The organism is Sphingomonas sp. P3_C6 (genome assembly GCF_056402595.1).
In genome coordinates this window covers 1-21877 of record NZ_JBFUHB010000007.1, presented here as the reverse complement: position 1 = coordinate 21877, position 21877 = coordinate 1, and the positions used below count along the sequence as shown (strand labels likewise).

Genomic DNA, 21877 nt, shown 5'->3' with positions numbered 1-21877 from the left:
TCCACGGAGGGGCATTGGGGTCAGGTGTGGATCAGCCGGGTTCCGGCGGCGTCAGCAACGAGGCAGGTCAGCCGGCCCGACTGATAGGCCCCCGTATCGATACCGATGCGATTGGGCCTGAACTCGGGCTCGGCCACGATAACATGGCCATGGACGACCCGGAACGGCCAGGCGGTATCGGCGCTCAGGAAAGGCTCGCGGATCCACATCAGATCGTGCGTCGACTGGCTGTGAACCGGCATGTTGGGGTCGAGGCCGGCATGGACGAAGAAATAGTCGCGCCACACGAACGCCAGGCGCAACCGGTCGAGGAAGGTCCGGTGACGTTCCGGCAAGGCCCGGTCGAGCGCATCGCGGAGCGACCACCAGCCGGCCTCGTCGGGCTCGGCCGGCACTGCGATGCCATAGCTTTCCAGCGCTTCCCGGCCCCCGAACTTTGCCCAGCCGGGCCCATGCCGGACCGGATCGACAAGGAAGTCGATCATGCGATCCTCATGATTGCCCTTGAGGAAGATGCGGTGGACACCCTCCATCCCCGGCCGGGCCAGATGATCAATGACCTGCGCCGAGGAAGGGCCGCGATCGATATAGTCGCCGAGATAGCAGATCGCCGGCCCCACCGGCCGGACGTCGGCAATATCGGCCGCGATCAGCCGCTCCATATCCGTCAGCAGGTCGAGCCGGCCATGGATGTCGCCCACGGCATAGACGATGGTCGTGTCAGCCGCCTCGGGACTGTCAATCTCGCGAACGTCGATCATGACCATCGCCATCACCCTCCGCCATGGCCAAATTGCGGCCCGATGAGGATACAGACCCTAACCGGCCCTATCGCCCGCGCCGTCATGATGACCGCGCCAGTTAAGGATATGGGCAAGCCCGATCATCAGGCTGCCGGTCACGGTCAGCATCGTGGCGACCGTCTCTGAATCGAGAAAGACCAGTCCCAAGGCGAGGAAGGACATCCCTGCCACGCCCGATGACAGAGCCCATCGACTCCCGCTCTGCGCCATGCCGCGCCACAGCGCAAAACCGCTGACCGGCAGCACCAGGGCGATCAGCACGGCATGAACAATGCCGTTGGGGGGCAAGGCGAAGGCGATCGCCGGCAGCAGCAGGATGAGGATCGGCAGGCCGATACAATGGACCAGGCAGATGCCGGAAAGGACAATGCCGACCTGATCGAGCCGGGACGGCGCGACGGGACGATCATGCTGCATCAGAAGCTCTTCCGTATCCCGGCGAACACACCACGCCGGGCGCCATATTGCGGCGCCCCGACCCCGACGCCGGAGCCGTCGCGGATCAGATAGCTCTTGTCGAAAATGTTGGTGACATCCAGCCTGACCGAGAGCCCCTTGAGCACGCCCGGCCCGTCCAGATTCTGCGCGATGCCGAAATTCGCGGTGACATAGGAAGGCAGCTTGCCGCCATTGGGCACGATGCCCGCAGGATCGTCGGCGCGCAGGCCGTCGCCATAGAGGAAATCGACCGTGGGGACGAGCGTGCCTATCCCGTCATGGATGGTGACGCTGCCGCCGCCCGACGCGGTCCAGCGCTGCGAATGGTCGGTGAAGATGCTGTGGGTTGCGATGTACGCGAGTTCGTCGGGCGCAAAGAAATACTGGCTGGAGACGATGTCCCTGCCCTTCTCCTCGCCGCGCGCGACATTGGCGTAGAGATCGACCGCGCGGTGCGTGTAGTTGGCGCTCAGCTCGACGCCCCAGGCATAGCCCTTGGCATAGTTGAACGGCGACAACACGAGCGACGGACCGAACTGCCCCTCGTCGAGCAGGTTGCGCTTGATCTTGTAATAGGCGTCGAGCCCGACCTTGAACCCGGGCAGGACCACCTGCTGTACGCCGCCGTCGAAATAATGCTCGCGCTCGGCCCGCACCGGATCGGCGGTGGTGATCTCGGTCGCCTTGGTCGTGCCCGCGAACAGCGCAAGCGTCGGCGATGCGATCAGCTCCTGCGGCGGCGGGGTGAAGTTGCGCGCATAGCCGATATGGAAGGTCGTGCCCTCGGCCGGCTTCCACACCATGTTGACCCGCGGGCTGACCTGCTGCTCGTTGGTATAGGCGCGCACCGCGTCGAAGCGGGCGCCGTAGTTGAGGGTCAGGGTCGGGGTCAGCGACCATTCGTCCTGCAGATACACGCCGTAGAGCTGGCCGTTGCGACCGCCGCTATCGGCGATGGTGAGCGGGGCCTGCGAGGTCTGGTTGCCGTCGTCATCGACCGAGAATACCCGCGAGATCACCGAGGAACGGGTGCGCTCGTTCTGGAAGAACAGGCCGAAGCGCAGCATATGGCTGTCGGACAGCTTGTAGCTGCCATCGGCCTGAACGCCCGCGGTCAGGCTGGAGAGCCGGGAATTGTCGGCGGCACCGGCCAGGATGAGATCGCCGCCCTGCGGATCGGGCGTGAAGCGGGTCTGCGAATAGCGGATGAAGGGCGCGACCTGGAGATTGAAGGCGCCGCCGGCATATTGATAGGCCAGCACGCCGTAATGGGTGATCTCGCGCTGGTTCTGATCAAGCGTCGCCGAATCGAAATCCGACTTGCCGTTGAGATTCCAATTCAGGCCGCCGGGGCCCTGCCCGCCCTGCCCCGGATTGTTCGGGATCTGGAAATGACCGATCGAGGTGCCGCCGAACGCGGTGATGCGGCTCGTGTCGGACAGGATGTCGGACACATAGCCGAAGAGGCGATATTGGCGGGTATGGTCGTGGATCGCGTCGCGCGTGTTGATCGGGTTCTCGACGCCCAGGTCGTTCTCCTGATAGCTGCCCGAGACGAAATAGTTCAGATTGCCGCTCGCCCCATGGAGCGAGGCGCTGGGCAGCAAAGTGCCACGGCTGCCGCCGTAGAAGCCGACATCGCCGCCATTGTCGAACGCGCCCGACTGAGTCTTCAGGCTGACCACGCCCGAGGTGCGATAGCCATATTGCGCGGGCAAGGTGCCGGTGATGAGGTCGATCGAGTCGGCGATGCGCGGGTCGAAGGTCGATCCGAAGCCCGAAATGCTTTCCGGCACGATCACGCCGTTCAGCCTGTATTGAAGATTGGCGTGCTCATTGCGGACATGGATCGCGCCGTAACTGTCGAGGGTGACGCCCGGAGCATGGACCAAGACCTGGACGAGACTGCGGTCGACGCCGCCCGGCTGCTTCTGGAGCAGCTCGCGGTCGAGGCTGTAGTCGCTCGCGCCGAGCGCGGGCAGGATGGCGTCGCGCGCGGCGTCGAGTTTCTGCGCGGTGACGACGATGTCCTTGGGGGTGGACTCGGATACGGGGCCAGCATCGTCGGTCGCCAGAGCCGGGCTCGCCATCAAGAGTCCGAAGCTGCAGCCAGCGAGTAATACCGAACGTCTCATCGTGATCCCTTCCACCGTCATGGGGCCAGCCTGGGCCGGCGGGGAGCCCGATAGAACCGAAATGCAATGATACATCATAACATTTTTGTCATGATCGAACGCGAGCGGTGAAACGGTGGAATCAGGCGACGGACCGAGGCAGGGATCCGCGAAGTGCCGCCAGCGGCGGCGAGCCGGCATGCCCCCCTAACTCCGTTACAAAAAAATTGCACCGGGCGGATGGCGAAATCCGGTATCAGCGGCCCCTCACCTGGGGGAGCGTCGATCGTCACTATGCTCCATTGCGCAGAGTGCCGCGTGAACAGGGCATCGCGCCCTGGTGAGGATTGATGTGATGTCGAGGTCGCGCCGCCTGTTTCTCCTGATAGCGGCCTCTTCCGCGGCACTGCTTTCCGCGCCGGTGCCGGGCCAGATCGCCGCCAGGACCAGTCCGGCGGCTACCGTCCAGCCTTCCCAGCCCTGGCCGCAGGCGGCCAGCGACCTGCCGGCCGATCCCGATGTCCGCACCGGCACCCTGCCCAACGGCATGCGCTACGCGATCATGAAGAACGCCACGCCGCCGGGCCAGGCGTCGCTGCGCCTGCGCATCGACGCCGGATCGCTGATGGAGAAGGACGACCAGCGCGGCCTCGCCCATTTCACGGAGCATATGGCGTTCAACGGCACCACCAACATCCCGAAGAACGACCTGATCAGCATCCTCGAGCGGCTCGGCCTGGCGTTCGGCGCCGATCTCAACGCGGCGACCGGCTTCGACCAGACCTTCTACCAGCTCGAGTTGCCCCGCACCAATGACGAGACGGTCGACACCGCGCTGCACGTGATGCGCGAGCAGGTGTCCGAAGCGACGATGGACCCCAAGGCTATCGACGACGAGCGCGGCGTGATCGCGGGCGAGGAGCGGCTGCGCAACGCGCCGGGGCTGCGCGTGGCGCAAAAGCAGATGGCCATCCTCGCCAAGGGACAGAAGCTCGCCACCCGCTTCCCGATCGGCGACCTGAAGATCATCGATACCGCCCCGCGCGAGCGCTTCGTCGATTTCTACGACAGCTATTATCGCCCCAGCCGCGCGACGATGATCGCGGTCGGCGATTTCGATGTCGATCTGATCGAAACGAAGATCAGGAAGACCTTCGCCGACTGGCAGCCCAGGGCTGCCGACGGCCCCGATCCCGATCTCGGCACCGTCGCCGCCCATGGGCAGGAAACCCATATCATCGTCGAGGCCGGCGTGCCTTCGACCGTTTCGGTGACCTGGATCCGGAAGCCGGATCGTCGGCCCGACACCGTCGCGAAGCGCCGCCAGGACCTGATCGACTATCTCGGCCTGGCGGTGCTCAATCGACGCCTGTCCGAGCTGTCGCGCACGGAGAACGCGCCGCTTCTGTCCGGCAACGCCTCCGACACGACCATGCTGCGCAGCGTCAACGTCACCTCCGTCTCGGCGCGCTTCGTCCAGGGCAAGTGGAAGCCGGCGCTCGAGGCGATCGACCAGGAGCAGCGCCGCATCGTCCAATATGGCATATCCGACGCCGAGCTTCAGCGCGAAGTGAACGGTTTCCGCACCGCCCTGGAGAATGCGGTCAAGGGCGCCGCGACGCGCCAGACCCGCGGCCTGGCGGCCAGCCTGGTGAGCGCGGTCAACGAGCGTCAGGTGTTCACCACGCCCCGGACCGACCTCGCCGGTTTCGAGGCGGTCGTCAAAAGGCTGACCGCAGCGCAGGTCAATGCGGCGATCAAGCCGCTCTTTGCCGGCGGCGGCCCGCTGACCGAGGTCGTTTCGCCAGTCGAGATAGAGGGTGGAGAAAAGGCGGTCGCCACCGCCATGCACCTTTCGCGCGCCGTGGCCGTCGCCCCGCCCGCGGCATCGGCCAGGATGCCCTGGCCCTATACCGACTTCGGCAAGCCCGGCACGGTCAGGGAACGCCATGAAATCGCCGAACTGGGCGCCACGGTCGTCACCTTCGACAACGGCGTGGTGCTGACGGTGAAGCCGACCAGCTTCAGCAAGAATGCGGTGTCGATCAACCTGCTGACCGGCACCGGCGAGCAGAATTTCTCGCCCGACACACTCGATCCCCGCGCCAGCATGATCGGCGACCTGCAATCGGGCGGCCTGGGCAAGATGACGCTTGACCAGATAAGCCGGTCGCTCAACGGCCATATGGTCGGGACCTCGCTCGACACGCTCGGCGACCGGTTCCTGCTCAGCGGCGGCACCCGGCGCGAGGACCTGCAATTGCAGATGCAGCTGATGGCCGCTTTCCTGACCGACCCGGCCTATCGCAGCCAGCCGTTCGAGCAGGCCAAGGCGAACTATCCGGCCGCCTACAAGGCGATGCTCGCGATGCCGGGCGGCGCCTTCGCCGTGCAGGCCAGGGACCTGCTCGCCGGCGGCGACAAGCGCACCGCGATGGTGCCGCCCGAGACGATGGCGTCCTGGTCGATGGACGCGACGCGGCCGGGCCTCAGGGCGCTGCTGTCGGTCGGTCCGATCCACATCACCATGGTCGGCGACACGACGGTGGACGAGGCGATCACCGTCACCGCCAGCACCTTCGGCGCGATGCCGCCACGCCCTGCCGCTCCGGCGCCCGTGCCCGGCGCCGACCAAAGGCGTTTCCCGGCGCCGACGCCGGCGCCGCTGCGCTTCATGCACAAGGGCCTGGCGGAACAGGGGCTCGGCGTCATCGTCTGGCCGGGGCCGGACGCGGTGAGCGACCGGGGCGAGGCGCGCCGGGTGGCGATGCTCACCGCGGTGCTCAGGCTGCGCGTGCTCGACGAGATCCGCGAGAAGCAGGCGCTGGCCTATTCGCCCGTCACCTCATCCAATTATTCGGACACCTACAAGGATTATGGCGCCATCTCGGTCCAGGCCCAGACCGCGCCGGAAAAGCTGCCCGCCTTCTTCACCGCGATGGATGCCATCATCAGAAGCCTGCGCGACACGCAGATCAGCGAGGACGAGCTTAAGCGCGCCCGCGAGCCGCTGGTCGAATCCGCCAGGCGCGGCCCGAACACGAACGGCTGGTGGCTGAACCAGCTCACCTATATCGTCGACCGGCCCTATTACATCCCGCAGACGCTCACGTTCATCCCGCAGATCGAGGCGCTCACACCCGCCGACATTCAGGCGCTGGCACGGAAATATCTGCGGCCCGAGGCTGCCTGGAAAGCCGAGGTCCTGCCCGAGGCAACGGCCAGCGGCCAGACGGTCGCCGAGGCGAAGTGAGATGGATCGTGCGGCCAGCGCGGGCCGATAAGGCAGTGCGATGGGTTTGCGACGAATCGCGGAACAATCGCGAATCGACGACGTTGTCAGTCGAGATGTGCAGAAATCACGACGAAATGCACATCTCTACGATGTCCGACTGGTTGGATAACGGAGACTGACAATGAACGGCACGATCTATTTCAGAGCCGATCACGAGCTGGTCGGCAGAGTCCTGGCAGAGAAGATGCGCCTGCGCGCCGAACAGCGCGGCATCGGCGACAGCTTCCGCGTCGTCCGCCCCCGGCGGCACGGCGCCGCCGCCTGACGCAGCCGTCGAAGCTTTATCAGGCTGTTGAGAAAACCTTCGTCATTCCCGCGCAGGCGGGAATCCATAAGCTTGGCGCTCTGGTATCGCACTGAAACGCAATGGGCTATGGATCCCCGCCTGCGCGGGGATGACGATTGAGGTCAGTCCGAACGGGGAGAGGTACATTCCCGGTTTTGCCGCAGCTGCGTTTGCAGCGCTGGTCTTGTGCCTCAGATCCTGGCCGCAAAGAGCATTCGGCCCGGGCCGAGCCGGTCGAACACATAATCGATCTGCTCCGCGCCAAACACGAAACACCCGTCGCTCCGGCCGAGCACCGGCTGGGCCAGGAGCATTTCGGGGCTGGCATACCAGGCGCTGTGGATGACGATCGCGCGCCCTTCCGCATTGCTGTTGGTCGGATCGAGCCCGATCAGCCGCTGCGACGCGCCGTGATCGCCGACATAATAGTCGGAGGTGAGGAACGCCCCCTCCGACGAGCAAAGCGATCCTTCCTCATTCGAGAAGCGCTGCACCCAACCGCTATGGTCCGGGTCGGAGCCTTTGCCATGTGCCACCAGGAAACTCGTCGTGGCGCCGTTGCGCGTGTCCACCAGATAGAAGCGCGGTTGCGACGATGGCGCGCCGAAATCGGCGATGGCGATGCGGTCGGCGAACTCGATCCGGTCGCGATGCCGGTCGAGCGCGACCAGCGCCTGGCCATATAGCGCCGGCGGCACACGGCGCGGCGCGGCGATCGGGGGAAATTCGTCGGCCGCCACGGCCTGGCTACCAAACAGGTCGGGCAAGAAGAGCGACGCGGCCAGGGCGCCGGCGGCAGCTGCGCCCATTCCCAGCATCGTGCGCCGCGACGGCGCTTCTTCACCCCATTGAGCCGGGATCCGAGACTGGTTCGCTGCCTTCACCGGAAAACCAGGTCCTTTGGACGCTATGTCCGTGTTCATCGTGACTAGATCGCCCGGCGCGCAGCCGGAAGTCTATAGGAATCTGCGTCGAGGCACATGGCGTTCACCCCGGCAACGATCCGGCCGTGCCGCCAGCGAAACATAATCGCCACGCCTATGACCCTGTATTGCAACAAAATTCTTTTGTCCGAAAGGCGATCCTTCTTCCGTCTTTCATTCCGGAGGCATCCGTCAGTCCGGATGGAACATCCGGATCGCACGGACAACGCCTTCCGCAACCACGGGAGCTATCACCATGATACAATTTCTGCGTTCATTCATGACACTTGCGATTGGCATCATGCTCATGGCGTCGGGCCCGGCCTGGGCCGGCGATCCCCCGCCCAAGCTCGCCGGGGCTGCGGACGCGATGTCGTCGCGCTTCGTTCCCTATTTCGATTTCGACACAGACGGATGCTATCCTTCCGTTGCAATCGGCCGCAACGGCGCCCTGAACCCGGGGGAAGATCGCAACGGAACGCCGCAGGGCCGCTGCCGCGATGAATCGGATCTGGACAATTCCAACACCTATGCCCGGACCGTGTGCAAGCTCGGCGGCGGATCCTGGGGCAACCGCGTTTATTGCGGCACCGTCTATTCGCTCTATTTCCAGAAGGATCAGGTCCTGCCGCTGAGCGCCTGTGACGGGTGCGACGCCGCCGGGCATCGCCATGACGTCGAGAATGTCGTCGTCTGGACGATCAGCCAGAACGACAACAACTGGGACATCGACAACAAGGTGATCACCGACGTCGCGGTGAGCCAGCATCATGGCTATCAGCTGCTCGCCGGCAACAACACCGCCGTCCGCTATATGGATTCCACGCGGCGCAACGTGAAGATCGTCTATCACAAGGACGGTGGCAGCACGCACGTCCTCCGCTTCGCGAACAGCGGCGACGATGCGATCGAGAACCACAAGGGCGTCTGGTGGAGCCCGACGCTGGTCCAGTGGGAAATGATGTACGGCGACGGCGCGATCAACAATGCGGCCCTGCGTGCCCTTTTCAACAACGACAATTGGGGCGCCGCCTTCCACTTCAACGACAACCGCGTCTGCGCGACCCTGAGCGCGTCGAAGCCGGCAAGCTTCCCGACGATCTGCTGATCCCGGTCGGCGTGGGGGCCGATACCGCCGCGCAGGGTGCGGCGGTATCGGCACCGGTGCCGTCGCGGCACTGGAGCAAAAATCCGCCGGGAGTGGGCTGTCCCATCGCGGCAAATTTTGGGTACTCGATTCCGGAAGAAAGTTGCGGCACTATTAACCAAGAAGTTACCACGCCCGGACGCTGGCGATGGACGAAACGAGGGTGCGCATGGTCCTGTCCCGGAACCCGATCTGGTCCCTTGCCGCCGCTCTCCTCTTCGCCGGGACCGCGACGCCGGCGCTTGCGGGTGAAGGCGCCGCCTTCACGCCCGACACCGCCGCGACGCTCGAGCCCGGCCAGTATCTCTGGCGTGACACCGGCGGCACGGGCAATATCCGCATCCTCGTCAACATCCCGCTGCAACGCGCCTATGTCTATCGCGGCGAGACGCTGATCGCGCTTTCCCCCATCTCGACCGGCGCGTCCGGCTATGACACGCCGGTCGGCGCGTTCACCGTGCTGGAGAAGGATGCGGACCACCGTTCCAACATCTATTCCAACGCGCCCATGCCGTTCATGCTGCGGCTGACCTGGGGCGGCATCGCGATCCATGCCGGCATGAACCCCGGCTATCCCGCTTCCCATGGCTGCGTGCGGGTGCCGATGGCCTTTGCCAGGAAACTCTATGGCATCGTCGGACTCGGCGCGCAGGTGGTGGTGACCGACGATCCCACCGACCCGCTCTACGCCGTGCCGCTCGACGACGCCCCGTCGGTCGGGCCGCCCCAGGGCATGCCGTTCGGCATGGTACCGCTCGACGTGGCGCGCCGCGCCGCAGCATCCGCGATCGCCTGGGCTGCCCCCACGCCCTGACCGGGCGATCATTTTCTCTAGCAGGAATCCCCCAAGCGCATTGCCATCGGCGTTGCTTCTATTCATGTTGCAACGCACCATCGATCAATTGATGCGCAAAGGGGACAGTGCGTGAACGATTCGGGTATCACCGACATCGATGCGATCGACTATCGCATCCTGCGCGAGCTCGCGAGCGACGGCCGCGCTTCCGACGTGGCGCTGAGCGAACGGGTGCACCTGTCGAGCACCGCCGTTGCCCGCCGCCGCAAGATCCTGGAGGAACGCGGCGCGGTGCGCGGCTATTCGGCCGACCTCGACATGGCGCGGCTCGGCTTCGGCATCGTCGTGATCGTGATGATCGAGCTCAGGTCGCAGGCGGAGAATGTGTTGATGGAGTTCGAGACGGCGGTCGTGAAATGCCCGTCCATGTCCTATTGCAGCTTCGTGTCGGGCAATGTCGACTTCCTGATGATCATCCATGTGAAGTCGTTCGAGGATTATGACCGGGTCTATCGCAGCGAACTGTCCATGCTGCCGCATGTCGCCAAGATCCGCAGCAGCTTCGTGATGCGCGAAGTCGCGCAGCGCTCGGTTCCGCCAGTGCTGCTAAGCGGGCCGGCCTGAAGTTCACTCCCGCCCGCACGCAAGCCCACAGGTCCGTCATGCCGGGCATGTCGGCATCCGCCGGGCGGAGGAGCACAAATCTGTTGGCGTGCGGCACGCTCCCCCGAACAAGTGCGGGTGAATATCCAATTCGGATCATCCAGACTGCAGGGCGATAGCCGGCGGTCCGCCGGCTACCCATTCGTTTCCACGAAGGCTGAAAGGCGCGGAGAACGAGCTGCTGATCGTCTCGCCTCCTCTCGACGCGACCATCTTTGCGCCGTCTCGTGAACCCAGTGAGCCTCACTCAAAGCCGAAACGCCACGATCCATAGGCACCCCAGCTATCACCGATTCGGATCGAATCCGCATTGATGCAGAAATCGGGCTAGCTGGCCTTAGACGGCGCCCATAATCTGCGCCCAACCCGCAATCCTTGAACGAATCCACGCAAACGAGGTGAATCTGCGCGTGAAAATAGCGACATCCCCCAACTAAACTCTGCTAATCTTGCGTCAGGGCAATTCCGCAGAGAGTGGCCCGCCAGGGAGAATATATCACGCGAGCAATAATCCCGGCGCCGACAATTTGTCGGCGTCGCAGGAACACTGCGCACTCAACACCGACCAACAATAAACAATGTTCTCAATGAACAGGACGAAGGGAGAGGTTGCCCAGGGAGTAACAATAATCGGGGGCGACCATGGCATTTCTATTCAGCGCGAACACGACTTCCGACCGCCATCTGTTCAGGCGGCACAGCCTTTCTTCCGCCGGGATCCTGGCGCTCGCCATCGCAGCGATGCCCGGCATCGCCGCCGCGCAGACGGCGCCGGCGATGATGGCCAGCGTCGAGGAGAAGGCCCCGGCCGCCGGCGAGACGCAGACCGTCGACGCCATCGTCCAGGATCAATCGGCCGAAGGATCGGCACCGCAGGAGGAGATCACCGTCACCGGATCGCGCATCGTGCGTGACGGTTACGACGCCCCGACGCCGGTCAGTGTGATCAGCAGCAAGGAATTGCAGGCCGAAGCGCCCGCCAATGTCGCCGATTTCGTCAACACCCTGCCTTCGGTGAAGGGCAGCTCGACCGCGGCCAACTCGAACGGCTCGCTCAGCAACGGCCTGGCCGGCGTCGCCTCGGTCAATCTGCGCAACCTCGGGTCGCAGCGCACCCTGGTGCTGTTCGACGGCCAGCGCTCGGTCGCGGCGGCGACCAGCGGCGTGGTGGACGTCAACACGTTCCCCCAGGCGCTGATCGAGCGCGTCGAAGTGGTGACCGGCGGCGCTTCCTCGGCCTATGGATCGGACGCGGTCTCCGGCGTCATCAACTTCATCCTCGACAAGAAATATACGGGGATCAAGGGCAGCTACGAATATGGCGTCACCACCTATAGCGACGGCCCGAACCACAAGTTCACGCTGACGGCGGGCACCCCCTTTGCCGGCGGCAAGGGCCATATCCTGGTCAGCGGCGAATATTTCACCCAGAAGGGCATCCACACGATCGACCGCGACTGGAACGACGCGGGTTTCTTCCAGATCGACAATCCGGCCTATAGCGAAGCCGCCTGCAGGGACTCCAGTTCCGCGACGATCTGCTATCCGGCGCGCCTGATCCAGGGCGGCATCGGCACCGGCCAGTTCACCGAGGGCGGCCTGATCAGCACCGGCCCGTTCAGGGGCGTCTATTTCGGGCAGGTAGACCCCACGACCGGCAAGGCAAGCGTCAACAATTTCGTGTTCGGCCCGTCCAACGGCCAGTGGATGGTCGGCGGCGACTATCGGATCGGCCGCGAGGGCCATGTCAGCAGCGCCACCCTGTTGCCGTCGGAAGACCGCAAGAGCGCGTTCGGCCGGCTCAGCTACGAATTCTCGCCCGCGATCGAGGTCTACGGCCAGTTCGCGTACAGCCGCTATCAGGGCCAGAGCTATTATCAGCAGACCCCGACCACCGGCACGACCATCCAGGTCGCGCCGACCGCCGCCAATGGCGGGCTGATCAACGCCTTCCTGCCGACCAGCTTCGTCAACCAGGTCAATGCTTACAACGCCAACCCGGCCAACACGACCAAGGTGAGCACGGTCGCGATCGGCAGCAGCAATATCGGCATCCCGCCCCAGGGCAGCGACAATACCCGCGAGGTGTTCCGCTATGTCGTCGGCGCCGGTGGTGATTTCGGCCTGTTCGACCGCCAGTGGAAATGGGACGCCTATTACCAGAAGGGCATCACCAAGACCAACGAGCTGCTGACCAATGCGTGGAACCTGGATCGCATGGCGCTGGCCACCGACGCTGTCGTGGCACCGGCCGGCAACGCATCGGGCATCGCCGCCGGCACCATCGTCTGCCGGTCGCGCCTGACCGCCGCCAACGTCAACAATGGCTGCGTGCCGATCAACCGCATCGGCATCGGCGGCGTCACGCCCGAGGCGCTTGCCTATGTCCTGTATGACGGGCTTCAGCCGCTCAGGAAGCAGACGCTGAAGCAGGATGTCGCCGCCTTCAACCTGTTCACCAACAATCTGTTCGACATCTGGGCCGGGCCGATCTCGCTCGCGTTCGGCGGCGAATGGCGCCAGGAATCGGTGAGCGGTTCGGTCGACCCGCTGTTCCAGCCGCGCGTCGCCAATGGCGTGACCAGCGGTACCTGGATCTATGGCAACTACCTGCCCACCTTCGGCAAATATAATGTGAAGGAGGCCTATCTCGAGACCATCGTGCCGCTGTTCAAGGGCGCCGATTTCAACGGCGCGTTCCGCGTCACCGACTATTCCACCTCAGGCACCGTCACGACCTGGAAGGCCGGCCTGACCTGGCAGCCGATCCGGGACGTCAAATTCCGCGGCACCATCTCCCGCGACATCCGCGCCCCGAACCTGGGCGAGTTGTTCGCGCCGGGCACCGGCCGCACCAATACCGTCAACGTTCCCGTCGGCGCGGGCCAGCGCGTCGACCAGTTCAACGAATCCACCGTGGGCAATCCCGGCCTGAAGCCGGAAGTCGCAAGGACCTATGGCGCCGGCGCGGTCTTCACACCGAGCTTCGTTCCCGGCCTCGCCTTCTCGGTCGATTATTTCCAGATCAACCTGAGTGGTGCCATCAACAACCTCACCGCCCAGACGCTGGTCACGCAATGCTATGAGCAGAGCAACAGCGCCGCCTGCTCGGCCATCTCGACCACCGGCGGACGCGGCGTCGTCACCCCTGGCCTGGCGATCACGAGCATCGAGCTGAAGCCGACCAACTTCGTCGGAATCAAGGCCAAGGGCATCGATTTCGAGGCAAGCTATCGCAAGCCGGTCGGCCCGGGCACGCTGACGCTGCGCGCGCTGGCGACCAAGAATATCAGCCTCTATACCGACAACGGCATCGACGTGCCGACCGAGGCGGCGGGCCAGAATTCGGGCAGCCTGCCCGATTGGAACTATCGCCTGACGGCCGGATATGATGTCGGGCCCTGGGGCTTCCAGCTCGTCGGCCGCGGCGTGAGCGGCGGCGTGTACGACAACAGCTATATCGTCTGCAGCACCGATTGCCCGGTCTCGACCGTCGCCAACCGCACGGTGAATCGCAACGACATTGCCGGCGCGATCTATCTCGACCTGCAGGTGAATCACAGCTTCGAGGTCGCCGGCGCCAAGACCACCGCCTTCCTGTCGATCAAGAACCTGCTCGATACCGATCCGGTGCTGGTGGGCAACGGCCCGACCGGCAACAATACCCCGGCCTATCCGCAGACGAACCGCAATCTCTACGACGTGCTCGGTCGTGTGTTCCGCGTTGGTATCCGCTTCGATTTCTAATCCCCGAGACCAGAAAAGATCAGGAGAATTCCACATGAAGAAGATGGTTGGATTGACGGTCGCCTTGCTGTCCACCGCGCTTTACGTTCCCGCCGCCGCCAATGCCCAGGCCAAGCCGGCGCTGAAGGCCGAGGCGATCGCCAATGTCGATGCCCATGCCAAGCTGGTCCAGCAGATGGTGGATTCGATCTACAGCTTCGCCGAGCCGGGTTTCCAGGAGTTCAAGACATCGGAATACATCACCGGCATCCTGGAGAAGGAGGGCTTCAAGGTGACGCGCGGCGTGGCGGGCATCCCGACCGCCTTCACCGCGACCTGGGGCGAGGGCGGACCGATGATCGCGCTGGGCAGCGACATCGACGGGCTGCTCGGCCTGTCGCAGATGCCGGGCACGCCGAAGATCACGCCGATGGTGCCGGGCGCACCGGGGCATGGCGAAGGCCATAACAGCGGCATGCCGCTGATCGTCGCGGCGGCGATCGCCGCCAAGGACGTGATGATCAAGAACAACATCAAGGGCCGGCTGATGATCTGGCCCGGCGTCGCCGAGGAACTGCTCGCGACCAAGGCCTATTATGTGCGCGAAGGCCTGTTCAAGGACGTCGACGCATCGATCTTCACCCATGTCGGCAACCGTTTCGGCACCGGGTATGGCGAGATGGGCAATAACGGCATGGTCTCGGTGGAATACAGCTTCCACGGCAAGACCTCGCACGCCGCGGGCGCGCCCTGGGCTGGCCGTAGCGCGCTCGACGCCGTCGAGGTGATGGACATGGCGTGGAACATGCGCCGCGAGCACCTGCCGCTCACCCAGCGCTCGCATTATGTCATCACCAATGGCGGCGGCCAGCCCAACGTCGTGCCGGGCGAGGCAGCGGTATGGTATTATTTCCGCGAGCAGACCTTCGATTCGATCCGCAAGCTCTACGAAACCGGCAACACCATCTCCGAAGCAGCGGCGATGGCGACGGGCACGACGGTGACGCGGCGCGTGCTGGGCTATGCAGCGCCCAATTTCGGCAACAAGCCGATGGCCGAGGCCGCCTATGCCAATATCAAGGCGGTCGGCATGCCGAAATGGTCGCCCGACGACCAGGCGTTCGCCAAGGCGGTACAGGAGAGCAACGGCCTTAAGATCCAGCCGCTGTTCGACACGATCGCACCGCTCTCCACGCCGGAATCGCGCGGCCCCTCCAATGGCGGCGGTTCGGACGATATCGGGGACATCATGTGGACGGTGCCGACGATCACCATCGGCTTCCCTTCCAACGTGCCCAGCACGATCGGGCACAACGTGACGGCCGCGATCGCGATGGCGACCCCGATCGCGCACAAGGGCGCGGTAGCAGGCGCCAAGGCGGTGGCGATGACCGTGCTCGACCTGATGACCACGCCCAAGCTGATCGCCAGCGCCAAGGACTATTTCAACAACGTCCAGAAGAAGGACCAGAAATATGATCCGGTGCTGACCGCGGCCGACAAGCCGGCGATCGACCTCAACACCCAGCTGATGGCGCAGATGCGCCCGCAGATGGAGAAATTCTACTACGATCCGGCCAAGTACAGCAGCTATCTGGAGCAGATGGGCGTGGCCTATCCGGCGCCCGCATCGCCGCCCCCGCCTGCGACCAAGTAAGACCCCCCACCCTTCCCCGTCATGCCGGACCCGTTCCGGCATCCATCGTCCCGCAGACGCTGCAGCCGTTGCGTGTGCGGAACCATGGGCCCCGGAACCAGTCCGGGGTGACGGTGAGGGGAAACCTCCAGCCTACCAACCAATCTCCGGGACAGGTCCATGAACAAGGCGAAGCTGCTCACCTCCTCGCTCGGCGCGATCTGTCTCGTCGCGCTTTCCGCCCCCGCCATGGCGCGCCCGGCCGATCCGCCGGCGAAGAGCGCATCGCTGCCCGCGCGCGTCGATGGCTTCATCCCCTTCTACTTCGACGCGACGAAGGGCCGGGTGCTGCTCGAAGTGCCCGTGTTCGACGAGGACGTGCTCTATTACGTCTCGGCGGCGACCGGCGGCGGATCGGTGGAACTCCCGTTCGATCGCGGCGTGATGGACAGCGCCGTGATCCGCTTCACCCGGGTCGGCGGCAAGGTGCTAGTCAACGAGCAGAACATGCGCTTCCGCTCGCTCACCGGCGACAAGGCGCATGCCGAGGGCGTGGCGGACAGCTTCCCCACCTCGACCCTCGCCGCGCTGCCGATCGAATCCGAGGCCGGCGGCAAGGTGGTGGTCGATGCCACATCCTTCTTCATGCGCGACGCCGCCAATGTGGAAGCGCAGCTTCGCCGGGCGAACCAGGGTAGTTTCAAGTTCGATGCGGGCAAGAGCAGCTTCTACCCGAAGCGCATGAAGGCCTTTCCCGACAATACCGAGATCGAGACCAGCGCGACCTTCGTCGCCGACAATCCCGGCGCGCTGGTGACCGGCGTGACGCCCGATCCGCGCATGATGACGATGCGCATCCACCACAGCTTCCTGCGCGCGCCGACCGGCTACACCCCGCGCGAGGCAGACCCGCGGATCGGCGTGAGCGCGGTGCGCTTCCAGGATTATTCCAAGCCGTTCAGCGAGAGCCCGGAGGAAAGCTGGATCACGCGCTGGCGGCTGGAAAAGAAAGACCCGTCGGCCCCGATCAGCGACCCGATCAAGCCGATCACCATCTATTTCGATCCCGCCATCCCCGCCCCGATCCGTCACGCGATGAAGGAAGGCCTGCTGTGGTGGAACAAGGCCTATGAGGCGGCTGGGTTCAGCAACGCGATCGTCGCGCTGGACGCGCCGGCCGACATGGACCCGATGGACATCCGCTATGCCTATGTCCTGTGGATCAACCGCGACGAGCGCGGCTTCTCCAGTGGAGGCACCTATCGCGACCCGCGCACCGGCGAGGTGATCGGATCGAAGGTGCGCATGGACACGCACCGCATCCGCACCGTCGGCAATTACTGGGACGTGTACAGCGCCGGCCTGCCCGCCGACGGCAGCGGCATCACGGTGGCCGATCCGAACCTGCTGAGCGACGACAAGATGGCGGCGATGCCGAAGGGCCAGCGCGACATGGTGCTGCTGCGCCAGGCACTGCTCACCGCACACGAGCTTGGCCATGCCCAGGGCTTCGGCCATAATTTCGCGTCGAGTCTCAACAACCGCGCTTCGGTGATGGAATATCCGACGCCGCGGGTGAAGGTCGTCAACGGCAAGCTCGACCTGAGCGAGTCCTTCCAGAAGGCGATCGGTGCGTACGACACGTACATGGTGCGTTACGCTTACACCCCCCTCCCCGCCGCGTCGGAAAAGGCCGGCCTGGACGCCATCATCGCCGACATGCGCGCCAAGGGCATCCTCTATGTGCCCGACACCGATCCGCGCTGGACCTGGTATGACGACCGCGCCACCCCGACCGAGAATCTGCGCGAGGACATGGCCGCCCGTGCGATCATGATCGCCAATTACGGGCAAGGCATGCTCAAGGCCGACGAGCCGGTCGGCTCTCTGCGCAACACGCGACTGTGGATGGCCTATCTCCACCATCGCTACGCGATCGAATCCGGCCTGAAATATGTCGGCGGCCTGTTCGAGAATATCGTGGTGAAGGGCGAGACCCTGCCGCCGACCGAGTTCATCCCGGCCAAGCTGCAGCGCGACACGCTCGGCCTGCTGATGGAGGCGATCGAGCCGAAGAACCTGGCTCTGCCCGAATCGCTGCTGGTGCAGCTCACCCCGGATCCGGGCAACAACCTGGAGGATCTGTCGACCGACGATGTGTTCGACCAGCTTCGCGCCGCGCGCATCCTGTCGGGCATGGTGCTCGAACCGCTGTTCGACGCGGCCAAATCGACCCGCATGATCGCGCTTGCCGCCCGGCAGCCCGACACGCTGACCTTCCCCGAGATGGTCGACACCGTCCTTGCCCATAGCTGGAGCGCGCCGACCGACGGCACCGCCTCGGATCGCGCGCTGCGCCGGGTGACGCAACAGGTGGCGCTCGAATCGATGATGATCCTGGGCGGCAATGACGATGCCGCGCCCGAGGCGCGCGCCTATGTGCTCGACAAGCTCTCGACCCTGGCGACCGCGCTGAAGACGAAGCCCGGCGCCGACGCGCTGACCACCGCCTTCTACCGCCAGACGGCGCGCGACATCGCGCACTATCTGGAGGACCCGAAGAAGAACGCCCCGAAGACCGCGACGCCGAGCTGGGGCAAGGGACCGCGCTCGCGCTTCCCGCAGCCGCCGGGGCCGCCGCTGGGCTGATAATGAGGGCCCCGGCTCACGGGGTTCTCGACAGCGGTGACGCGATGCGCTTGAGGGGGAGGATGACTTGGCATCCTCCCCTATTCATCGTTTCTGCTCCCCGGCGAAGGCCGGGGAACGGTTAGCGCCCATGACTAAGGCAGCCTTCCTGGCCATCGACTGGGGCACCACCAATCGCCGCGTCTATGCGATTGATGCGAGCGGCGAAGTCGTTGCGAATGAACGAGACGACCGGGGTGTCACCTCGATCGCGCGGGGCGACTTCGCCGCCGAGGTGGCGCAGATCCGCACGCGGTTCGGCGACCTGCCGGTTCTCATCGCCGGCATGGCGGGATCGGTACGCGGATGGGTCGAAGTGCCCTATCTCCGTTGCCCGGCGGATCTGGCGACGCTGGCCGGGGCAGTGCATTGGGTCGAACCGCGCACGGCGATCGTGCCAGGCCTGTCCGTCGTCGACGGCGCGCGGGGCGACGTGATGCGCGGGGAAGAGGTGCAGTTGCTCGGCAGCGTCGCAGCCGGCCTTGCCCCGCCCGACGCCCTGCTCTGCCAGCCCGGCACGCATTGCAAATGGGCGACGATGGCCGCGGGCAGCGTGGTCGGTTTCCGTACGGCGATGACCGGCGAGGTCTTCGCGCTGCTCCGCCGCCACAGCCTGCTCGCCGACTTCCTGACGGGCGATGTCAGCGAAGGCGCCGCCTTTAGCGCCGGGGTCGCCGCCTCGGCCGATGCGACCCTGCTCACCGCGCTGTTCGGCGTGCGCGCCAGTGTGCTGCTCGATCTGCGGGCGCGGGAGGATGCGGCTTCCTATGTAAGCGGCCTGCTGATCGGCAGCGACGTGCGCGAACAGGCGCTGGCGGCGGGCCAGACGGTCCATCTCCTCGCCGATCCCGCGCTCGGCGCGCTCTATGCGGCAGCGATCGAGGCTTATGGCGGATGCCCGGTCGCGATCGACAGCCAGGCCGGTTTCCTTGCCGGCGTCACCGCCTTGTGGAGTATGATCAATGCACGCTGATTTCGCCGCCGCCATGGCCCGCTGCCCGCTGGTCGCGATCCTGCGCGGTGTGAAGCCCGACGAGATCGAAGCGATTGGCGATGCGCTGGTCGATGCCGGATTCGCGATGATCGAGGTGCCGCTGAACTCGCCGCATCCGCTGACGAGCATCGACCTGCTGGTCAAACGCTATGGCGACGATGCGCTGGTGGGCGCGGGCACCGTGCTGACCGTCGCCCAGGTCGAGAAAGTCCGCGCCGTCGGCGGGCGGCTGATCGTCTCGCCCAATGTGAATGTCGACGTCATCGCAGCGACCGCGCGCGACGGGCTGGTTTCCCTGCCCGGCTATTTCACCCCGAGCGAAGCCTTTGCCGCCATCGCCGCGGGTGCGAGCGGGCTGAAGCTGTTCCCGGCCGAGGCGGCGACACCCGGCGTGCTTCGCGCGCACCGTGCCGTTCTTCCGCCTGAACTGGCGGTGCTCGCGGTCGGCGGGATCACGCCCGAGGGTATGGCGTCCTGGCGGGATGCGGGCGCGCAGGGTTTCGGGTTGGGCTCGGCGCTGTACAAGCCCGGCATGGCGGCGAGCGAAGTAGGCGAAAGAGCGCGGGCGTTCGTCGCGACTTTGGTGAACGGCTAGTCCCTACGCGCTCTCTTTAAGCCGCCACGCTCTTCATCGGCTCCACGTTCGACACGGCGATCACCAGGTTCCGGCCGCGCGTCTTCGCCTCGAGCAGCGCCGGGACGATGAAGGCACCGGACACACCGGTGAGCAGCAGCGTGACGCCGTAAGCCCAGTTGGTGATGGTGCCGATACGCATCTCGTGCGGGTAACACGACCATGATTGAGGCCAGGGCAAACTGGCAGAGATAGCACCGATACGGGATTTAAATCACGCCATATCAAGGCTGTAGACCCATTGATGCAGCTCATTTCATCGCATTGTGCGCCAAATGCGACGACCCGGCGGAACGATCGAACCTTGATCTGCATTAATCCCTAAAGTGGGGAAACATGGACAAGAAACTCGAAGACGAAATAGCCCGGATCGAAGCGACCCAGGAAGCGCTCCGCGAAAGCATCGAGGAGACGAAGCAGCTTTCGGCCAAGGCCGAGAAGCTGCTTCAGCAGCACAAACAGGCGCTTAAGGATCAGGCGGACGAATGAACGCCCGGGCGCGGCTTATTTCTTCACCGCGCCGTTCTGCTTGAGGAAGGCGATCACATCCGCCTGGTCCTGCGCATTGGGCAGGCCAATGAAGATCATCCTGGTGCCGGGCAGCGCCTGGCGCGGGGCCGCGAGGAAGCGTGCAAGGTTCTTGTCGTTCCACACCTGGCCCGATGCCTTCATCGCCGGCGAATAGTTGAAGCCGGCGACCGCGCCAGCCTTGCGATTGACCACGCCGCGCAGATTGGGGCCGAGGCCGTTCTTGCCCGACGCATCGACGCTGTGACAGGAGGCGCACTTCTTGAACACCACCGCCCCGGCGGCCGCATCGGCGGGCGGCGCGGCATAGGCCGCGGTAGAACCGGCCAGCATTGCGATCACCGTCAGACCAGCAAGATACTTCATTCGGATGCTCCCATACGCAAACGCCACGACCCTCTCCTCGCCTATTTCAGTTGAACCGCCGATGACCGGCCGCGATGGATTGGCAAGGATTTGAGCCCTTAAGACGACCCTGCCCACAGCTTGCAACGGCATTGTTTGCGCATTGTGAGATTTGCGCCGCGCCCCTTCGGAAAACTACCTACGGGGGAAGTACGGAATGGTTCACACATGCTCTACGCGGCTAATTGGCCGGCCCAGCCGCTATTCGAGTAGCTGTACGGCGGCGGAACCAGGCCGGGACTTTAGGCGAGTGCCCCGGTCTGGTGTTCCGCCTCTAGCCTGCGACCGCGCGGCCCTTTTCCGACAGGCTCCTGAACGTCACCGACCAGCGGCGCACCTGCATGGCGGTGATGCTGTGTTCCCAGCCATGCCGCGCCTCCCCGCTCAGATGATAGATGGATCGCGGCGCAAGCGGCAACGCCGCCCGGTCGAACCCTTTTTCCCTGCGCCGCCGCAGCCTCAGCGTCGCCTCGGCCTCCAGCGAGATGCCGATGACATGCTCGAACACCGGCCGGTCGCGGTGCCAGCTGACGTGCTCCCCCGAGTGTTACCACTCAGACATAGAGTCCATGCCCATTTTGCTGGCTGGTTGCTGATATGGCAACGGGCATGGGGGCATGCCCCCATGCCCGTTTGCCGGCGATCTCGGCGGGTGTTTTTCCGCCCAGTTTCGAGTGTGGCCTGACGTTGTTGTAGTCGTCACGCCAGGCCGCCAGTACCCGGCGCGCATGCGCCAGTGACCGGAACAGCGTCTCGTTGAGACATTCGAACAGCGTCTCGTTGAGACATTCGTCGCGCAAG

The 21877-nt window shown here is 64.9% G+C and carries 19 protein-coding genes; 11 read left to right on the top strand and 8 right to left on the bottom strand.

What is annotated here, in order from left to right:
• Nucleotides 1-20: 20 nt before the first annotated feature.
• The 3 genes from AC1DT7_RS09740 to AC1DT7_RS09730 are packed head-to-tail and all read right to left on the bottom strand — an operon-like array spanning nt 21 to nt 3331.
• A complete protein-coding gene (locus AC1DT7_RS09740) occupies nt 21-761 on the bottom strand; it encodes a metallophosphoesterase (RefSeq protein WP_478035745.1) in 741 nt (246 codons plus the stop codon).
• A gap of 57 nt (nt 762-818) precedes the next feature.
• Nucleotides 819-1220 carry a MerC domain-containing protein gene (locus tag AC1DT7_RS09735; RefSeq protein WP_478035744.1) on the bottom strand — a complete coding sequence of 134 codons (402 nt, stop codon included), beginning with the start codon at nt 1218-1220 and terminating at the stop codon, nt 819-821.
• Entirely contained in the window at nt 1220-3331 is a 2112-nt protein-coding gene (locus AC1DT7_RS09730) for a TonB-dependent receptor (RefSeq protein ID WP_478035743.1), read from the bottom strand. Before AC1DT7_RS09730 ends, AC1DT7_RS09735 begins: the two co-directional genes overlap by 1 nt.
• Before the next feature lie 379 nt (nt 3332-3710).
• Here AC1DT7_RS09730 and AC1DT7_RS09725 point away from each other — a divergent pair, with 379 nt between their 5' ends.
• Both AC1DT7_RS09725 and AC1DT7_RS09720 read left to right on the top strand, forming a co-directional pair.
• Nucleotides 3711-6608 carry a M16 family metallopeptidase gene (locus tag AC1DT7_RS09725; RefSeq protein ID WP_478035742.1) on the top strand — a complete coding sequence of 966 codons (2898 nt, stop codon included), beginning with the start codon at nt 3711-3713 and terminating at the stop codon, nt 6606-6608.
• Between the two features lie 163 nt (nt 6609-6771).
• A complete protein-coding gene (locus AC1DT7_RS09720) occupies nt 6772-6915 on the top strand; it encodes a hypothetical protein (RefSeq protein WP_478035741.1) in 144 nt (47 codons plus the stop codon).
• A 212-nt stretch (nt 6916-7127) separates the two neighbouring features.
• Here AC1DT7_RS09720 and AC1DT7_RS09715 read toward each other — a convergent pair whose 3' ends face one another.
• Nucleotides 7128-7745, bottom strand: coding sequence for a murein L,D-transpeptidase catalytic domain family protein (locus tag AC1DT7_RS09715; protein ID WP_478035740.1), 618 nt, complete (start codon nt 7743-7745; stop codon nt 7128-7130).
• Nucleotides 7746-8139: 394 nt separating this feature from the next.
• Between AC1DT7_RS09715 and AC1DT7_RS09710 the strand changes: the two genes are divergently transcribed.
• The 8 genes from AC1DT7_RS09710 to AC1DT7_RS09675 all read left to right on the top strand — a co-directional run bounded on the left by AC1DT7_RS09710 (nt 8140) and on the right by AC1DT7_RS09675 (nt 20104).
• A complete protein-coding gene (locus tag AC1DT7_RS09710; protein ID WP_478035739.1) occupies nt 8140-8967 on the top strand; it encodes an NPP1 family protein in 828 nt (275 codons plus the stop codon).
• A gap of 208 nt (nt 8968-9175) precedes the next feature.
• Nucleotides 9176-9820, top strand: coding sequence for a L,D-transpeptidase family protein (locus AC1DT7_RS09705; RefSeq protein ID WP_478035738.1), 645 nt, complete (start codon nt 9176-9178; stop codon nt 9818-9820).
• A gap of 111 nt (nt 9821-9931) precedes the next feature.
• Nucleotides 9932-10426, top strand: a complete 495-nt coding sequence (locus tag AC1DT7_RS09700; protein ID WP_478035737.1) for an Lrp/AsnC family transcriptional regulator — start codon at nt 9932-9934, stop codon at nt 10424-10426.
• Between the two features lie 681 nt (nt 10427-11107).
• Nucleotides 11108-14212, top strand: coding sequence for a TonB-dependent receptor plug domain-containing protein (locus AC1DT7_RS09695; RefSeq protein WP_478035736.1), 3105 nt, complete (start codon nt 11108-11110; stop codon nt 14210-14212).
• A 34-nt stretch (nt 14213-14246) separates the two neighbouring features.
• Nucleotides 14247-15848 (top strand): amidohydrolase, encoded by a 1602-nt coding sequence (locus tag AC1DT7_RS09690; RefSeq protein ID WP_478035735.1) that lies wholly within the window; start codon nt 14247-14249, stop codon nt 15846-15848.
• Nucleotides 15849-16007: 159 nt separating this feature from the next.
• On the top strand, nt 16008-18476 hold the full coding sequence (locus AC1DT7_RS09685) for a DUF5117 domain-containing protein (RefSeq protein ID WP_478035734.1): 2469 nt from the start codon (nt 16008-16010) through the stop codon (nt 18474-18476).
• A 130-nt stretch (nt 18477-18606) separates the two neighbouring features.
• The gene (locus AC1DT7_RS09680; RefSeq protein ID WP_478035733.1) at nt 18607-19488 is read left to right on the top strand and encodes a 2-dehydro-3-deoxygalactonokinase; all 882 of its coding nucleotides are present in this window, start codon (nt 18607-18609) and stop codon (nt 19486-19488) included.
• Nucleotides 19478-20104: a 2-dehydro-3-deoxy-6-phosphogalactonate aldolase gene (locus AC1DT7_RS09675; protein WP_478035732.1), complete on the top strand. Its 627-nt coding sequence runs from the start codon at nt 19478-19480 to the stop codon at nt 20102-20104. The genes AC1DT7_RS09680 and AC1DT7_RS09675 overlap by 11 nt, the downstream gene beginning before the upstream one ends.
• Nucleotides 20105-20120: 16 nt before the next feature.
• On the opposite strand, the gene AC1DT7_RS09670 is transcribed toward AC1DT7_RS09675, so the two are convergent.
• On the bottom strand, nt 20121-20285 hold the full coding sequence (locus AC1DT7_RS09670) for a hypothetical protein (protein WP_478035731.1): 165 nt from the start codon (nt 20283-20285) through the stop codon (nt 20121-20123).
• A gap of 194 nt (nt 20286-20479) precedes the next feature.
• Between AC1DT7_RS09670 and AC1DT7_RS09665 the strand changes: the two genes are divergently transcribed.
• On the top strand, nt 20480-20632 hold the full coding sequence (locus AC1DT7_RS09665) for a hypothetical protein (protein ID WP_478035730.1): 153 nt from the start codon (nt 20480-20482) through the stop codon (nt 20630-20632).
• Between the two features lie 15 nt (nt 20633-20647).
• Here the strand turns inward: AC1DT7_RS09665 and AC1DT7_RS09660 are convergent, their stop codons facing one another.
• From AC1DT7_RS09660 to AC1DT7_RS09650, 3 genes are all read right to left on the bottom strand, one after another.
• Entirely contained in the window at nt 20648-21037 is a 390-nt protein-coding gene (locus tag AC1DT7_RS09660) for a c-type cytochrome (protein ID WP_478035729.1), read from the bottom strand.
• Nucleotides 21038-21350: 313 nt separating this feature from the next.
• Nucleotides 21351-21584, bottom strand: a complete 234-nt coding sequence (locus AC1DT7_RS09655) for a hypothetical protein (protein ID WP_478035728.1) — start codon at nt 21582-21584, stop codon at nt 21351-21353.
• Between the two features lie 46 nt (nt 21585-21630).
• The coding region (locus AC1DT7_RS09650; RefSeq protein WP_478035727.1) for an integrase core domain-containing protein at nt 21631-21877 on the bottom strand (247 nt) is incomplete at its 5' end.

What these genes read in the sequence shown, in the direction of transcription:
- AC1DT7_RS09725 (WP_478035742.1), top strand. Translation starts at nt 3,711, where the DNA reads ATGTCGAGGTCGCGCCGCCTGTTTCTCCTGATAGCGGCCTCTTCCGCG.
- AC1DT7_RS09670 (WP_478035731.1), bottom strand. Translation starts at nt 20,285, where the DNA reads ATGCGTATCGGCACCATCACCAACTGGGCTTACGGCGTCACGCTGCTG.
- AC1DT7_RS09705 (WP_478035738.1), top strand. Translation starts at nt 9,176, where the DNA reads ATGGTCCTGTCCCGGAACCCGATCTGGTCCCTTGCCGCCGCTCTCCTC.
- AC1DT7_RS09690 (WP_478035735.1), top strand. Translation starts at nt 14,247, where the DNA reads ATGAAGAAGATGGTTGGATTGACGGTCGCCTTGCTGTCCACCGCGCTT.
- AC1DT7_RS09665 (WP_478035730.1), top strand. Translation starts at nt 20,480, where the DNA reads ATGGACAAGAAACTCGAAGACGAAATAGCCCGGATCGAAGCGACCCAG.
- AC1DT7_RS09660 (WP_478035729.1), bottom strand. Translation starts at nt 21,037, where the DNA reads ATGAAGTATCTTGCTGGTCTGACGGTGATCGCAATGCTGGCCGGTTCT.
- AC1DT7_RS09680 (WP_478035733.1), top strand. Translation starts at nt 18,607, where the DNA reads ATGACTAAGGCAGCCTTCCTGGCCATCGACTGGGGCACCACCAATCGC.
- AC1DT7_RS09740 (WP_478035745.1), bottom strand. Translation starts at nt 761, where the DNA reads ATGATCGACGTTCGCGAGATTGACAGTCCCGAGGCGGCTGACACGACC.
- AC1DT7_RS09695 (WP_478035736.1), top strand. Translation starts at nt 11,108, where the DNA reads ATGGCATTTCTATTCAGCGCGAACACGACTTCCGACCGCCATCTGTTC.
- AC1DT7_RS09710 (WP_478035739.1), top strand. Translation starts at nt 8,140, where the DNA reads ATGACACTTGCGATTGGCATCATGCTCATGGCGTCGGGCCCGGCCTGG.
- AC1DT7_RS09675 (WP_478035732.1), top strand. Translation starts at nt 19,478, where the DNA reads ATGCACGCTGATTTCGCCGCCGCCATGGCCCGCTGCCCGCTGGTCGCG.
- AC1DT7_RS09685 (WP_478035734.1), top strand. Translation starts at nt 16,008, where the DNA reads ATGAACAAGGCGAAGCTGCTCACCTCCTCGCTCGGCGCGATCTGTCTC.
- AC1DT7_RS09715 (WP_478035740.1), bottom strand. Translation starts at nt 7,745, where the DNA reads ATGGGCGCAGCTGCCGCCGGCGCCCTGGCCGCGTCGCTCTTCTTGCCC.
- AC1DT7_RS09735 (WP_478035744.1), bottom strand. Translation starts at nt 1,220, where the DNA reads ATGCAGCATGATCGTCCCGTCGCGCCGTCCCGGCTCGATCAGGTCGGC.
- AC1DT7_RS09720 (WP_478035741.1), top strand. Translation starts at nt 6,772, where the DNA reads ATGAACGGCACGATCTATTTCAGAGCCGATCACGAGCTGGTCGGCAGA.
- AC1DT7_RS09730 (WP_478035743.1), bottom strand. Translation starts at nt 3,331, where the DNA reads ATGGCGAGCCCGGCTCTGGCGACCGACGATGCTGGCCCCGTATCCGAG.